Raw genomic sequence first — 14,364 nt, 5'->3', positions numbered from 1 at the left:
CGTCCGGAACTACGTCCTCGACGCCCAGGACCGGCCGAAGTGGCGGGAGCCGGGGGACGCCGGCAGGGCCCTGCCCGGCATCCTGGCCGACCTCGACGACCGGAACCTGCTGCCGAAGGAGCACTTCGTCGACGGCGGCCACCTCTCCGCCGCACCGGAATCCACGATCCCCGACAGCGTCGGGCCCTTACGCATCCCCGTCGCTGCGTTGCCGCCAGTAGGCGAGGTCGCGGCGGGCGGTGAGGGTGTCGGGGTGACCGGGGCCCAACACCCGCACCATGTCCGGCAGCAACCCGGTGAGCGCGCCGGCGGCGCCGGCTGCCTCCCCTGCCTCCCCCTGCCACACGGCGAGTCTGTGCCGGGTGGTGAGGGTGCGCGGGTGGTCCGGGCCCAGCACCCGCACCATGTCCGGCAGCAGCTCGGCGAAGGCGGTGGCAGCCCCGGCCGCATCCCCTGCCTCGCCCCGCCACCGGGCAAGCCCGCTCCGGGAATTAAGGGTGGCGGGATGATTCGGGCCCAGCACCCGTATCTGGTCCTGCAGCAGTTCGGCGTACGCGGTGGCAGCCCCGGGCGCATCGCCCGCTTCCCCCCGCCACCGGGCAAGGTTGGTGCGGGAACGCAGAGTGTGACGGTGGTCCGCGCCCAGCACCCGCATCTGGTCTTGCAGCAGCTCACCGAATGCCGCGGCAGCCCCGGGCGCATCGCCCGCCTCCCCCCCGCCAGAAGGCGAGGTTGTTCCGTACGGTAAGGGTGTAAGAGTGGTCCGCGCCCAGCACCCGCACCATGTCCGGCAGCAGCTCGCCGAACGCCGCGGCAGCCCCCACCGCATCCCCCGCCTCACCCCGCCACCGGGCAACCTCACTCCGGGTGGTGAGGGTGTCGGGGTGGTCCGGGCCCAGCACCCGCAACCGGTCGTCGAGTAATTCGGCAGCGGCGGTGGCAGCCCCCGCAGCATTCCCTGCCTCCCCCCGCCACACGGCGAGGTCGTTCCGGGCGGCGAGGGTGGCGGGGTCGTCGGGGCCCAGCACCCGCAACCGGTCTTCGAGCAGTTCGGCATACGCGGTCGCAGCCCCCGCAGCATCGCCCGCCTCCCCCCGCCAGAAGGCGAGGTTGTTCCGGGCGGCGAGTGTGCCCGGGTGGTCCGGGCCCAGCACCCGCACCATGTCCGGCAGCAGTTCGGCGTACCCGGTGGCAGCCCCGGCCGCATCGCCCGCCTCGCCCCGCCACCGGGCAAGGTTGGTGCGGGAACGCAGAGTGTGACGGTGGTCCGCGCCCAACACCCGCATCTGGTCTTGCAGCAACTCGCCGAACGCAGCGGCAGCCCCCGCAGCGTCCCCTGCCTCACCCCGCCAGAAGGCGAGGTTGTTCCGCACGGTAAGGGTGTAAGAGTGGTCCGCGCCCAACACCCGCACCATGTCCGGCAGCAGCTCGCCGAACGCCACGGCAGCCCCCACCGCATCCCCCGCCTCACCCCGCCACCGGGCAACCTCACTGCGGGTGGTGAGGGTATCGGGGTGATCCGGGCCCAGCACCCGCATCTGGTCTTGCAGCAGTTCGGCGTACGCGGTGGCAGCCCCCGCCGTATCGCCCGCCTCCCCCCGCCATTGGGCCAGCCCGCTCCGGGCGGCGAGGGTGGCGGGGTGGTTCGGGCCCAGGTAGGACCCGGTGCTGTCGGTGAGGTGCTGGTAGAGGTCCCGGGCGGCGGTGACCTGGCCGGCTTCGCCGAGGCTCATGCCGGTGCGGTACAGCACCGGGTGCGGGTAGGGCCGGTACAACGCGTGTTCGGCGCGGATGGTGAGGGCGGTGGTGTTGGCGCGCAGGGCCTGCGCGAGGGCGGTGTCGCGTTCGATCTCGGGCCAGGCGGCTGTCAGGGCGTCGGCGGCGATACGGGCGAGTCGGGCGTGCTGGTGGGGGGTGAGGGTGTCGCGGGTGGTGCGCTGGATGAGCTGGTGGATGCGGACGGCCTGGTGGGGCGTATCGGGGATGTGGTCGACAAGGCTGAGCCGGTGCAAGGCGCGTAGTGCCCGGACCGCGTGCTGGACGGAGACCGGGGCGGGTTCCCCAGTCGGGTGATGGCCGGCTCGGGTGCGGTACGCGGTGAGGTGAGCCAGGGCGGGCGCGCTGGTCAGGACGCCCTGGGGGATACCGTTGGGGTCGAGCAGGGCGGCGAGTTGGAGCATGGGACGGGCCAGGCCGGCGGGGCGGAGGGCGTCGGCGCGGTCGAGGGACAGGGACCATGTGGCGGCCAGGGGGAGGGCCTGCTCGTCGGGGAGCCGGTCGGGGGCGATGTCGGCGAGGGTGGCGGCGCGGTCGGTGAGCAGGCGCCGGTACGCGGCCGTGTCCTCGCCGGAGTCGATGAGGTAGGCGGCAGCCTGGGCAAGGGCCAGGGGGACCCGTCCGAGGTCGGAGGCGAGGGCGGCGAGCTGCTCCTCGCGCTCCTCTCGGTCATGGATGGCCAGGGCCCGGGTGAGGTAGGCGACGGCTTCGGCCCGGGTGAACAGCCCGACCTCGATCAGACGGTGGCCCTCCCTGGCCAGGGCGGCGTCTCGGCGGCGGGTTGTGATCAGGATGCGGCCGTGCGGGCCGGCGGGCGGCCACAGGCCGCGCAGGTCGTCGGGGTCGGCGACGTCGTCGAGCACCACCAGCCACCGGTGCTGCTTCGCCCGCAGCCACGCGAGGAACACCTGCGCGGCCCGCTCGGGGTCGGACGGGTCGGCCCCGCACAACTCCTCGCCGGCCTGCGCGTACGCGGACACAATCGCGGTGCGGGAGACCGCGGTCACCCACACCAGCACCTCCACCTGGTGCTCGTCCCACGCCCGGTGCGCGAAGTCCGCGGCGAGCTGGGTCTTGCCGGCCCCGCCCATCCCCGTCAGCACCTGGCACAGCACCGCCCTACCCCCGCCCTCGAACGCCGCCCGCAGACGTTCGGCCTCCGCACGGTCCTGGAAGGACAGGGCCCGGGACGGCACCACCCCCACCTGCTGCGGCAGCTCGGCCGGCTGCCGGACGGCGGCGTGGAAGGTGACATCGCCCTCGATCCAACCCGCTGCCATAGACCCGGCCATGGCGCGCACATGCACGTCCCGGCCCGCACTCGGCCTGCGATCACCAGTGACCGGCGGTAACCCCTCCTCGTGCCGACGTCGCTCAGCCACCCGTTCTCCTCCTCCGCATGCGCCACCAAGCTCCCACCCGCATGGCTTTGGGTCACCAGCCCAGCACAGAACGGGACTTCCCGTCACGCCACCACGGCGGCGAGTGAGTTCGGGTGAGCGGCTCGGTCAACCCGCGGTGCCCGGTGGGTCGGTGGGGGGCTCCGGCGGGGCGGTCAGGGCGGCTTGGGCGGCGGTGGTCAGGGCGGTGATCGCGGTGTGGAGGGTGAGCCGGGGGTGCGGGGCGAAGCGCGGGGAGTGGTTCGGGGGGAGGGCCGCGAGGCGGGTGGCGGCATCGGCGCCGGGCGGGGCGGCGGCGGCCCATTGGCGCGGGCCGGTCGCGCCGAGCATCCAGTAGGCGGTGCGGATGCCCTCCACGCCGTGCAGTTCGCGGCCCGCGTCGCCGTAGAGGGCGAAGTCCTCGGTGGCCAGGGAGGGTTGCCAGCGGGTGACGCGGTGCGGGCCGAGGGCGGCCTGGTGGGCGGCGCGTACGGTGGCGGTCAGGTGCGGGTCCGGCACGGTCGGGCGGGAGCGGCTGAGGACACGTATCTCCGGCTCGGGCGGGGTGGGTTCGGGCGCGGCTGCGGCCTCCGCGCGGACGATGCGGCGGACGGCGGCGACCGCGCGCTCCAGGGCGGCGTCGGTGAAGGCCCGTACCGTCACCTCCAGCGTCGCGCGGTCGGCGATGACGTTGCCGCCGCCGGGTGTGCCGGCGCGCACCGCGCCCACCGTGACGACCAGCGGTTCGCCGGGGCCCGTCTCGCGGGAGACCACCGTCTGGAGCCGCAGCACCACCGCCGCCGCGGTGATCACCGGGTCGGCCGCCAGGTGCGGCGCCCCGGCGTGCCCGCCGCGGCCGTGCAGCACGACCTCCAGTGTGGCGCTGCCGGCCAGCAGCGCGCCCTCCGCGTGCGCGACCATGCCGGCGGGCAACGGGACGACGTGCTGGGCCAGTACGTAGGCCGGGCGCGGGAACCGCTCGTAGAGCCCGTCGCCGAGCATCGCCGCCGCGCCGGCCAGCGTCTCCTCGGCCGGCTGCCCGACCGCGAGCAGCGTGCCGCGCCAACTGCCGGGCGCCGCAGCGAGGGTGGCCGCCGCGCCGGTGAGGGCGGCCAGGTGCGCGTCGTGGCCGCACGCGTGCATGACCGGCACGCGCGTGCCCTTCTCCGGGCCGCGCGCGGTCGCCGTGCTGGCATATGGCAGGCCCGTCTCCTCCCGTACCGGCAGCGCGTCGAGCTCGGCCCGCAGCATCACCGCGGGGCCGGGGCCGTTGCGCAGCACGCCCACCACGCCGTGCCCGCCGACGCCGCCGGTGACCTCGAAACCCGCGGCCCGCAGGGCGGTGGCGAATCGGCCGGCGGTACGCCGCTCGGCACCGGCGAGCTCGGGGTCGCGGTGCAGGGCGACGTACAACTCCGCGGCCCGGGCGAGCACTTCGGGGGGTACGGGGTCGGTCGCGGGCGGGTGCGGCGGGGCGGGCGGGGCGCCGGGGGGCGCGGCGGCGGGCGCCGGGGCCTGCGGCGGGGCGGGCGGGGGCGCGGCCTGGTCGGTCATCGGGCGCTCCTGGCGGGGCGGGCGGCGGGGACGGGCCGCGGCGGGTGGTGCGGGTGACAGCGGAGTGACAGCGGCAGGACAGCGGATCGGTCAGTGGACGCGCGTAGAAAAGGGTCGGCCGGTCCGCACCGGGCCGGGTCCCCCGCCGACCAGAGGGAGTCATCATGGCGATCGCCAAGCAGGACACGCCGCTCGCGTCGCTGGCCCAGGAGATCCTGGAGCTGGAGTCCGAGACCTTCGAGATCACCGACTACTCGGACGCAAGCGAGGTCATGCTCGGTTCCTCGACGAGCTGCTCCAGCACGAGCACCTGCTCCAGCACGACCAGCACCACCAGCTGCACCGCCTGACGTCCACCGCGACGTCCACCGCTCCGCCGCCCGGCTCGTACGGGCGGCGGAGCGGTCGCGTGTGCGTGTGCGCGTCCGTGTCCATGTGCGTGTCCGTGTGCGGCGTGCGGACCCGGCCGGGCGGCGGCTCACGGGAAGGGGTGCGGCACCCGGCGGATCGCCGCCTCCGGGAGGTCGTCGGGGCGCAGGCCCGCCCGGCGCTGTGCGGTGCGCAGCCGCGGCATGGTCAGGGCGCGCTGCCGCGCCCAGCCGAAGTCGATCGGCAGCAGCCCCGGCGCGATCGTGCACACCGTCCGCAGCCCCATCGCCCGCTGCTCGGGCGTCGTCTGGTCCACCGCGATCACGTCGCAGCCCGCGGCGGCGATCTCGGCCGTCAGCCAGCGCACGTCCTCGCGCAGGTCGAGGCCGCGCGGCCGGCGCTCCTCCCAGGCCGCGTAGAGCTCCGCGGCGGCGGCGACGCGAGGCGGTCGCAGGTAGCCGCCGACGTGCTCGGCCATCCGCGGCAGCCCGAAGAGCGCCGCGTGGTCCGGCAGCCGCTTGACGAGACCGAAGTCCTCGGCCATGGCGGCGAGTTCGGCGGGGCGCTCGGTCACCTGCCGGGGCAGGTGCGGCAGATACGTGAGGATCTCCGAGACCGCCGCCTCGATCGCGCCCTCCGGGTCGAAGGCCGCGCCGGCGGCGAAGGCGAGCGTGCCCGGGCCGCCGTCCCTGCGTACCGCGAGGCCCGTCACGACGGGCACCGCCAGGTCGATGCGGTTGTCGAAGGCGTGCACGTCGTAGCCGCACAGCGCGGCCCGGTCGGTCATGGCCCGCAGCACGGGGCTGCGGCAGGCGCCGAGGTCGATCTCGGCGAGGGGGGCGTCGCCGTACCAGCCGAGCAGGAAGGCGTCCCGCTCGATCAGCTCCAACAGGCCGAAGAGCACGGCCTCTTCGAGGCAGCTGCCGGTCGCGCAGCCGTTGGAGCACTCGAAGACGAAGTGGTCGGCGGCGGTGCCGGCGCTGTAGTAGACGAGCCGGGCGGGCACCAGCACGGGCCGGTCGTCGCGCAGCGACCAGCCCCGTACCCACGGGATGGGCCGCTCGGGGTCGAAGGGCGCGATCATCGGGTCGTCGCGGTACGTCTCGGGCGCGTAGAGGCCGCAGTCGCGCGGATCGAGGGCGGCGGCGCCGAGGCGGGCGTAGGAGTCGGTGACGACGCCGCCGCGCTCGCGGCGGTGGGTGCCGGCGTAGCGCTCCAGGCCCTCCAGGAAGGCGAGATCGCGGCTGGCGGCGAAGGAGTGCGACTGGCCGCTCCACGTCACGTCGGTCAGGCCAGCGTACCCGCGCATGAAGACGCTGCCGGCGACGGGCGCGGTGGTGGGCGAGGTGACGTCCATCCAGGTGCCGGCGCCGAGCACTCCGCACACGGGGTTGGCGAGCGCGTCGAAGGGCAGCGCGTAATCGCCGGGCGCCTGGAGGCGGTACCGGTCCGGGGCGGGCTTGGGGCGTGCCGCGGGGAAGCCGGTGAAGTCCTCGCGGGGCGCGGCCGGTCCGTGCGGCGCGTGCGGGCACAGCGGGTCGGCGAGCAGCGGCACGGTGCTGACGAGCCCGGTTTCGAGGTCGAGCCGGGTGACCCGGGGCAGGCCGCCGGGCACACGCCCGGCACGCGCTCCCGTACGCGCCTCCGTACGTGCTCCCGCCGCCGAACTGCCGCCGCCCGTAGGCCCGTCGGCCCGCTCCCCCGCCAACTGGACCAGCGACCACACCGCGTCGGCGGTGTAGTCGGTGAGCACCGGCCAGGCGCCCGCCGCGGTGGACGCCAGCCCCGTCTCCAGCGCCTCGCGTTCGGTACGGGTGCGCAGCCGCTGCCAGCGGATGGCCAGGCAGCAGCCGCACGCGGCCTCGTCGGCGGCGCCGCCCCAGGGGCCGACCAGGACGGCGTCGGCCGTCACGTGGACGGTCGCGGCGGCGCGGTGGGCCGCGGTCACCGGGTCCTCGTCGCGCAGCACGTCGGCCGCCCCGACGACGGCGACCCGCGGCGCGCCCAGCCCGGCCGCCGCGGCCCGGGCGGCGAGCCGCCGCTCCAGGTCCGCACCGGCCGCCACCAGCGGCGGCAACGCAGCGTCGGCGGACGGGCGTTGTACGGTCTCGGTCGTCATGTCCGGTTGCTCCAGCGGAAGATGCGGGCGGCGATGAGCCCGAAGACGACGGCGAAGGCGACGAGCCCGCCGCAGTCGAGGGCCAGCGAGCCGGCCGAGGCGCGGCCGGCGAGCACGTCGGTGAGGCCGTCGTCGAGGTAGCGCAGCGGCAGCACCCACGACGCGGTGCGGATCCAGCCGGGCAGCAGGTCGGCCGGGTAGAAGGCGCCGGACAGGAACGCCATCGGCACCATCACGCAGTTGGCGATCGCGGCGACGGCCTCCGGGGTGTCGGCGAGGCTGCCGACGACCAGGCCCAGCGCGAGGAAGGCCGCCACGCCCAGCACCAGCAGCGGCAGCGCGAGCGGCCAACTGCCGTCCAGGTGCAGTCCGAAGAAGGGCAGCAGGGCCACCGCGGTGAAGAGCACCGCCTGCATCAGGCCCACCGCGATCGCCACCAGCAGGCGCGAGCCGAGGACGGTCGGCAGCGGGGTGGGGGTGCGCCAGATCAGCCGCAGGATGTCGTCGCGCCGCCAGTGCATCAGCGCGAACGCCGGCCCGAACAGCGCCGCGTTGCCGACGCCCCAGGCCAGCACGCCGGGGGCGACGTAGTTGATGTACGGCAGGCCGCCGTCGACGGACTGGCCGCGGAAGAGCAGCCCGAAGACGACGAGGAAGACCAGCGGGAAGGCGAAGGTGAAGAAGACGGTGGTGCGGTCGCGCACCGAGGCGAGGAAGGCCGCGCGGGTGAGCGTGACGTAGGGTCCGGGTACGGCCTTGGCCGTGCTCTTGCCGCCCGGCGCGGGCGTGCCCGGGGTGGTGGCGGGGGTGGTCGTGGTCATCGGCGGTGCTCCGTTCCCGCCGCGGCGGTCGGCGCGGTCGGCCGCTCCTCGGCCGCGGCGGGCGGCGGGGTCGCGGTGAGCCGCAGATAGGCGTCCTCCAGGGTGGCCGTCCTGGTCTGGATCGCGTCCATGTCGACCAGGGCCGCGGCCTCGACCAGCACCCGGTTGGCGTGCCGGGTCTCGATGACGACCTCGCCGCCCTCGACCAGTACGCGTTCTGCCCCGTCCAGGGCGCGGGCCTGCTCGACGGTGATGCGGTCGGCGGGGATCAGCAGCCGGGCGGGCGCGGCCATGGAGCGGATCAGCGCGCCGGGGCTGTCGAGCGCGACGACCTTGCCGCCGGCGATGATCGCGACCCGGTCGCACAGCGCCTCGGCCTCGTCGAGGTAGTGCGTGGTGTAGACGATGGTGCGGCCCTCGCCGCGCAGTTCGCGCAGCACCGCCCACAGCGACCTGCGGGCCTCGGGGTCGAGTGCGGCGGTCGGCTCGTCGAGGAAGATCAGGTCGGGCTGGTGGACCAACGCCGTTGCCAGGGCGAGGCGTTGGCGCTGGCCGCCGGACAGGTCGTCGACCCGGCTGCGTTCCTTGCCGCCGAGACCGACCAGCTCCAGCGCGTGCCGTGCGGCGTCCCGGTCGGCGCCGTGCAGCGCGGCGACGGTCTCCAGGTGCTCCCACGCGGTGAGCCGGGTGAAGAAGGCGGAGGTCTGCGTCTGGACGCCGATCCGGCGCAGCAGCGCGGTGTTGCGCGGCCAGGGGCTCATGCCGAAGACGGTGACGGTGCCGCCGTCCGCCTTGCGCATGCCCTCGACGATCTCGACGAGGGTGGTCTTGCCCGCCCCGTTGGGGCCGAGCACCCCGAAGAACTCCCCCTGCGCGACGCTGAACGACACACCGTCGAGGGCGCGCACCTCGCCGTAGTGCTTGCTGACGCCGTCGAGCACGATGGCGGTCCCCGCCGGCCGGGGCTGTGGTGTCATGTCGCCTTCCCGCTGCTGTGGTGAGGTGCGTTGGTCGTCGTGGGGTGCGGTGGTGTGACGCGCCGGGGCGTCGCCGCCGGGCGCCGGTACGGGCCGGGTCGCGGCGGCCTTGCGGGCGGCGAGGCGCAGGCCGAGCAGCCGCAGCAGGCCCGCGGCGGCGATGGCGCCGGCCGGCAGGTAGGGCGTCCAGGCGTCCCAACCGCCGGGCAGGACGGCCCGGCAGAGCAACCCTGCGGCGGCGAGCACGGCGAGCGCGAGCACGACGCAGCACAGGCCGTACCCGGCGTAGAGGGCGCGCAGCCGTCCGGGGTAGCGCCGCAGCTTCGCGTGGGCGTCGACCGCCGGGCGGCGCAGGGTGCTTGCCGCCAGGGCCAGGAAGGTGCGGCTCTCCGTCGCCAGCCGGAGGGTGCCGAGCGCGTAGCCGAGGGCCTTGTAGCCGTCCAGCGGTGGCAGCGGGACGAGGTTGAGCAGGGCCATCGCGGTGCCGAGCAGGAGCAGGCCGCCGAGGAAGGGCAGGGCCTGCGCGTGGTCCGGGAGCAGCGCCCAGGCCGGCCAGAAGGGCACGAGGAAGAGCAGGTTGGCGACCGCGCCGGCCGCGGCGACCGCGACCTGCTGCCCGCGCCGGCCGAGGAACTGCACGTCCTCGACCTCGCAGTAGAGGTACGTCATCACGCCCCACACCCGGCGCAGCCCGATCTCGCCGACCCGCAGCCCGTACGCGCGTGCCACCAGGCCGTGCGCGAGCTCGTGCAGGCCCAGGCTCACCCACAGCACGCAGCCGGCCGCCGCGAGGGTGACCGGCTGGTGGTACAACTCGCGGGTCTGGTCGATCAGTTCGCCGAGCCGGGCGGCGACGGCGACGAGGACGGCGACGGCTAGGGCGAGCAGCCCGCCCACGACGGCGGGCCTGCGGGCGAAGCCGGTGGCCGTGTGCAGCCGGTCCATGAGCGCGGGCGCGTCCGCGACCATCCGGGTCCGCCCGCTCAACAGCCCGCTGCGGCGCGGCCGTTGTTCCCCGGCCGCGGAGGGTCCGGCCGTGGCGGGTCCGGCCGGCGGGCGGCCGGGGACGGCCCCGGCGGGCACCGCCAGCAGGTTGCGGGTGCCGAGGAGGCGGAGCATCTGGTGCCACTGGGGCTCGCCGAGCCTGGCCCCGAACCGGGCGGCGTACTGCTCGCCGATCTCGGCCAGCGAGTGGGCGCCGTCGAGGCGGGCGATGATGAAGTGCTCCTTCGGGCCGACCTCCAGGCGGACGCCGGTGGCGGGGTCCTTGAGCAGGTGGACGACCGCCGGGCCGCGGGTCAGGGCGGGGCCGACGAGGATGCCGGGGCGCAGGGCCGGGCGGGAGGCGAGGAGCGCGGCGGTGGTCACGGGGCCGCCGTGGGGTGGGGCTCGCGCAGGGCGCGGGCCAGGACGTAGGAGAGGAACGCCTCGTCGCGCACCGACACCGACAGCCGGTTGTTGGTCATGTGCATATAGGGCGACAGCAGCATCGGCAGCGCCTGCTCCGGGTCGCTCACCGGCAGGTCCCGCGTGCCGTCCCAGGAGCGGAAGACCAGGTCGCCACCGCGGGCCAGCGCCACGACCCGCTCGCGCAGCTCCAGGCAGTGCTCGGCCCAGCCGCCGAGGAAGCTCGGCAGCCGTCCGGGCTCGGCCTCGGCGACGGCGGTCCTGATGTGCCGGAAGCGCGCGGGCAGCGCGTCCATCGTGCGGTAGGCGCGGTCGTAGCCGTCCTGCGCGGTGTAATTCGTCGTCGCGAAGGCGGAGTTCCAGAACTCGTGGTAGCGGTCCAGGAATTCCAGCAGCGCGGCGTCCTCGCGCAGCAGGCACCCGGACATGGTCATCATCAACTGCGCGGCCACGCCGAGCAGTACGGTCCGCAGGTGCAGGTTCATGCCGGCAAGCGTGCCGCTGACCAGTTCGCTGGAGTGCTGGAAGTGCCATTCGGCCAGTTCCACGCCGGCCGGCCCGCCGTACTTGCCGTACTCGGGCTCGTAGGGCTCGGGGCTGAAGCTGTTGTTGGGGCGCAGCTTCATGTGGCCCTCGGCGTCGACCAGGCCGTCGGGCGCGCCGCCGGGGTATTCCAGCGCGAAGAGCGTCTGGTAGAGGTCGGCCATGAAGCCGCCCTTGACCTCGTAGAGCGCGGGGCGTTCGCGCAGGAAGGTCTCGATCGCGGTGCTGGCGCGGGCGGCGACCTCGGCGGAGGCGGCGGGCGAGGAGGGGCGCAGCCGCAGCCGGATGTGCGGGCCTTCGAGCCAGTAGTTGATGAAGAACCAGCCGCCGAGCAGCCCCTCTGCGGTGAGTTCCGCGACCAGGGGGCGGGCGCAGCGCAGCAGGAAGGGGCGGGGGCTGGCGGCGTAGAAGACGTGGAAGGCGAGCCAGTCGCCGCGCGGGCCGCCGTCCGGCGGCAGCAGGGCGGCGGAGGTGGGGCCCGGGGCCGCCGTGTCGTGAGTGGTCATACGGCGCTGTCCTGCCTTCCGTGCGGGGCCGCGGCGGCCGGGGCGGCGCCGCGGGGGACGATCTCGACGGCCAGTTCGGCGACGTGGTGGCCGCGCGGGGAGCGCACATGCAGCTCGTCCTCGCCCGGCAGCATCTCCTCGAAGACCGTTTTGTGCGTGCCGCCGCCGGTGAGCGCGTCGAGCGCGATGAGCGACAGCGGGCTGTCGAAGTCGACGTACTGCGGCTTGGATCCGCCGAAGACGGCGCCGAAACCGCCCGCCGCCGGGTCGGATTGCTCATGGACGGTGGCGAACACCCGGTCGGGCAGGCCGTGTTCGTGCCGCCAGCGCTGCCAGCGCAGGTAGCAGGCCGCCTCGTCGTCGCCCTTGGCGCGCTGCGGGAGGGCGCCCGGCGCGGCGGTCCAGGAGCGGCGGTGCAGCACGACGCTGCGGTGGCGGACCCGCGGCCGGGCGGTGACGCCGTCGCGGGCGGGCGCCTCGGGGACGCCGCGCCACACGTCGAAGGACGCGCGGGAGGTCGGGGAGAGCAGCAGCAGGGTGCGCGGCACCTCGGGCAGCACCATGGGCACGAGGTAGCCGAGGTAGAGCGGGATCACCTCGGCGCCGAGCCGGCGGGAGCGCAGCACCAGCCGGTCGGCGTCCGGGTCGTGCTCGGCGTAGAGGTCGTCGAGGTCGATCCGGGCGTCGGGCGGGGCGGTGCTGGTCTCGCCGGGGCAGACGATCTCGAAGTCGGTGAGCCGGCCGTGCAGGTTGAGGTTGGTGGTCGCCGAGCCCGCGGTGATCTCGGCGAAGACCGCGCCCGGGGGCTGCCAGGCGCGCAGCTGCTCGCGCAGCCGGGCGGTCAGGCCGGTGTCGTCGGCGGTGGGCGGGGTGTCGGGGGTGGGCGGGGTGTCGGGGGTGGCGTCGTCGAAGCAGTGGGTGAAGCGGGTGAAGGGGAAGGCGAGGCCGCCGTAGGAATTGTTGAGCACGACGAGCGGGTCGCCGGTGCGGCGGGCCAGCTGGAGGAAGTGGCTGTGCGGGGCGAACGGGCGGCCCAGCGGCCCGAGTTCGTCGCGGACCGCGGTCACCGCCGCCTCGTCGAGGCGGAGTTCGGGGTGGCCGTCGGGGTGGGCGGCCCATGCCTGGCGCATCCGCCGGGTGAATTCGGCGCGGGCCCGGTCGAGGGCGGCGACCTCGGGCATGCCGAGCCAGTTCTCCTCGGGGGCGTGGCTGCCGTCCGCGGCCCAGGGCGACTTGGTCGAGGTGAACTGCAGGTACTGGCTGAAGATGTCCTCGTGGAAGTCGTGCACGAGGCGCAGCAGGTCCTCGCACCGGCCGCCGCGGCCGTAGCGGGCGAGGAAGAAGCCCTTGAGGGTGAGGCGCTGGGGCAGCGCGACGTCGAAGGCGGGCATGACGCCGGCCAGTTCGTGCAGCGGCTCGGCGGCCAGCCGGGTCCACTCGTCGAGGTCGGCGGTGACGGCGTCCTCGGTCACGTCCTCGTAGAGCAGGGTCTGCGGCAGCGCCGGGTGCTCGGCGCCGAGGTCGCTCTGGACGGCGAGCAGGTCGGCGCGCAGTGCGGCGAGCAGGGCGCGGCGGCCGGCGGCGTCGGCGCGGCCGTAGCGGTCGACGTGCCGGGCGGCGGCGTCGAGGCGGTCGGCGGCGGCGTCGGCCCAGCCGCGGTCCAGGGCGCGCAGCGCGGCGGCGAAGGAGCGCAGCGGGTCGGCGGTGTGGACGTCGGTGTCCAGGCCGGCCATCTGGAGGATGCCGAGGTCCAGCAGGGTGGCGGTGTAGCGCTCGGCGTCCTGTCCTGCGGCGCCGGTCTCGGCGGTCAGCCACGCGGTGAGCTGCGCGTACCGCAGCCGGGGGCGTTCGCGGAAGAGGGCGGTCATCCGCTCCAGGGTGCCGCTGTTGCGCAGGAAGAACAGCCGGTCGTGGGCGGCGTCGAAGCTGACGGCGGCGCTGTCGTCGCCCGCGGTCACCGAGCGGCGCACATAGCGGATGCGGTCCTCGTCGACCTCCCAGCCCGCCGAGAGGGTGACGGGCAGGTCGGCGCGCCGGGCGGGGTCGGCGGCGACGAGGTCGGCGAGCCGGGCCAGCACGACGACGTTCAGCCGCGGGTGGCTCGTCCACCGTCCGCCGGTGCGGACCTCGGGGCCGGCCGCCGCGGTGAACGCGCCCTCGGCGACGGCGGTGAAGGTGCTGAAGGGGCTGGTCTTGCAGGCCGTGCGGTAGAGGTACGCCAGCAGCGAGCGCTCCTTCTTGCGCGCCCGCTTGTCCGGTACGGGGGCCGGGTCGGCGATGAAGGCGTCCAGTTGGCCGGCGAGGGTGGGCGAGGCCAGGGCGAGCGCGAGGCGCAGCCGGTCCTCGCCCGCGAGGTCGCGCAAGTGGGCGCGGGCGGCGGCGAGTTCGCGGTCGACCAGCGGCCCGCCGGCCTGCCGCAGCCGCTCCAGCCGGAGCCGGGCGTCCAGCCAGCGCAGCAGCAGCCCGGCGGTGGCGGCGTCGGGGCCGGCGCTACGGGCGGCTCCGAGCCCGGCGTCCGTGCCGGGAGCGGTGTCCGGGTGCGGGCCCGCGGCCAGTGACGCGGCGAGCCGGCGTACCGCCTCCGGGTCGCGCGGCAGCCGGTCGTTGAACACCTCGCGGCGCAGCGCCAGTACGGCCCGCCGCCCGGCGCCGTCCTCGGTGGCCTTGACCAGCAGCGTCAGCGGATCGTTCAACTCGGCGGCGAGCAGGGCCACTTCCTGCTCGGCGGCCAGCACCTGGCCGGCCCAGCCGCGGGCGTCCGGGCTGCGCAGCCGGTGCACGGCGGACACCGGCAGCCCCGCCACCCGCAGCATGAAGCGGCGGTGCAGCTGCCAACTGCGCGGGGGCTCCCCGGTGTCCGGCGCGGCGGCGTCGACGCTCATGCCGTTCCTTTCCGTTCGTGTGCGGGTGGGT

At 75.4% G+C, this 14,364-nt stretch carries 9 protein-coding genes and 1 pseudogene; 1 reads left to right on the top strand and 9 read right to left on the bottom strand.

The annotated features are described in order from the left end of the window. Positions 1 to 187 precede the first annotated feature (187 nt). The 4 genes and pseudogenes from HCN08_RS35485 to HCN08_RS18850 form a co-directional block, all read right to left on the bottom strand. Positions 188 to 523, bottom strand: coding sequence for a tetratricopeptide repeat protein (locus tag HCN08_RS35485; protein ID WP_240970250.1), 336 nt, complete (start codon positions 521 to 523; stop codon positions 188 to 190). A 36-nt stretch (positions 524 to 559) separates the two neighbouring features. After that, a pseudogene (locus tag HCN08_RS35480) lies at positions 560 to 655 on the bottom strand (tetratricopeptide repeat protein); the annotation flags it as partial. Positions 656 to 671: 16 nt separating this feature from the next. Then, positions 672 to 3,056, bottom strand: a complete 2,385-nt coding sequence (gene fxsT, locus HCN08_RS18855) for an FxSxx-COOH system tetratricopeptide repeat protein (protein ID WP_240970221.1) — start codon at positions 3,054 to 3,056, stop codon at positions 672 to 674. A 228-nt stretch (positions 3,057 to 3,284) separates the two neighbouring features. Then, entirely contained in the window at positions 3,285 to 4,709 is a 1,425-nt protein-coding gene (locus tag HCN08_RS18850; RefSeq protein WP_167984305.1) for an amidohydrolase, read from the bottom strand. A 164-nt stretch (positions 4,710 to 4,873) separates the two neighbouring features. Here HCN08_RS18850 and HCN08_RS18845 point away from each other — a divergent pair, with 164 nt between their 5' ends. Continuing rightward, positions 4,874 to 5,059, top strand: coding sequence for a thiazolylpeptide-type bacteriocin (locus tag HCN08_RS18845; RefSeq protein ID WP_167984304.1), 186 nt, complete (start codon positions 4,874 to 4,876; stop codon positions 5,057 to 5,059). A gap of 128 nt (positions 5,060 to 5,187) precedes the next feature. Here the strand turns inward: HCN08_RS18845 and HCN08_RS18840 are convergent, their stop codons facing one another. The 5 genes from HCN08_RS18840 to HCN08_RS18820 all read right to left on the bottom strand — a co-directional run bounded on the left by HCN08_RS18840 (position 5,188) and on the right by HCN08_RS18820 (position 14,333). Continuing rightward, positions 5,188 to 7,197 (bottom strand): TOMM precursor leader peptide-binding protein, encoded by a 2,010-nt coding sequence (locus HCN08_RS18840; protein WP_167984303.1) that lies wholly within the window; start codon positions 7,195 to 7,197, stop codon positions 5,188 to 5,190. Next, positions 7,194 to 8,018 (bottom strand): ABC transporter permease, encoded by an 825-nt coding sequence (locus HCN08_RS18835; RefSeq protein ID WP_167984302.1) that lies wholly within the window; start codon positions 8,016 to 8,018, stop codon positions 7,194 to 7,196. The genes HCN08_RS18840 and HCN08_RS18835 overlap by 4 nt, the downstream gene beginning before the upstream one ends. Beyond that, on the bottom strand, positions 8,015 to 8,995 hold the full coding sequence (locus HCN08_RS18830) for an ABC transporter ATP-binding protein (protein ID WP_167984411.1): 981 nt from the start codon (positions 8,993 to 8,995) through the stop codon (positions 8,015 to 8,017). The genes HCN08_RS18835 and HCN08_RS18830 overlap by 4 nt, the downstream gene beginning before the upstream one ends. A 1,364-nt stretch (positions 8,996 to 10,359) precedes the next feature. Next, positions 10,360 to 11,451, bottom strand: a complete 1,092-nt coding sequence (locus HCN08_RS18825; RefSeq protein WP_167984301.1) for a lantibiotic dehydratase C-terminal domain-containing protein — start codon at positions 11,449 to 11,451, stop codon at positions 10,360 to 10,362. Beyond that, the gene (locus HCN08_RS18820; RefSeq protein WP_167984300.1) at positions 11,448 to 14,333 is read right to left on the bottom strand and encodes a lantibiotic dehydratase; all 2,886 of its coding nucleotides are present in this window, start codon (positions 14,331 to 14,333) and stop codon (positions 11,448 to 11,450) included. The genes HCN08_RS18825 and HCN08_RS18820 overlap by 4 nt, the downstream gene beginning before the upstream one ends. Between the last annotated feature and the right edge of the window lie 31 nt (positions 14,334 to 14,364).

Source organism: Actinacidiphila epipremni (assembly GCF_012034175.1).
GTDB lineage: Bacteria > Actinomycetota > Actinomycetes > Streptomycetales > Streptomycetaceae > Actinacidiphila > Actinacidiphila epipremni.
This window is presented reverse-complemented; position numbering and strand designations above follow the sequence as displayed.

Bases quoted from the DNA above. Each gene is read 5' to 3' on its own strand.
- HCN08_RS18845 (WP_167984304.1), top strand. From the start codon at position 4,874: ATGGCGATCGCCAAGCAGGACACGCCGCTCGCGTCGCTGGCCCAGGAG.
- HCN08_RS18840 (WP_167984303.1), bottom strand. From the start codon at position 7,197: ATGACGACCGAGACCGTACAACGCCCGTCCGCCGACGCTGCGTTGCCG.
- HCN08_RS18850 (WP_167984305.1), bottom strand. From the start codon at position 4,709: ATGACCGACCAGGCCGCGCCCCCGCCCGCCCCGCCGCAGGCCCCGGCG.
- HCN08_RS18830 (WP_167984411.1), bottom strand. From the start codon at position 8,995: ATGACACCACAGCCCCGGCCGGCGGGGACCGCCATCGTGCTCGACGGC.
- HCN08_RS18835 (WP_167984302.1), bottom strand. From the start codon at position 8,018: ATGACCACGACCACCCCCGCCACCACCCCGGGCACGCCCGCGCCGGGC.
- HCN08_RS18825 (WP_167984301.1), bottom strand. From the start codon at position 11,451: ATGACCACTCACGACACGGCGGCCCCGGGCCCCACCTCCGCCGCCCTG.
- HCN08_RS18820 (WP_167984300.1), bottom strand. From the start codon at position 14,333: ATGAGCGTCGACGCCGCCGCGCCGGACACCGGGGAGCCCCCGCGCAGT.
- fxsT (WP_240970221.1), bottom strand. From the start codon at position 3,056: ATGGCAGCGGGTTGGATCGAGGGCGATGTCACCTTCCACGCCGCCGTC.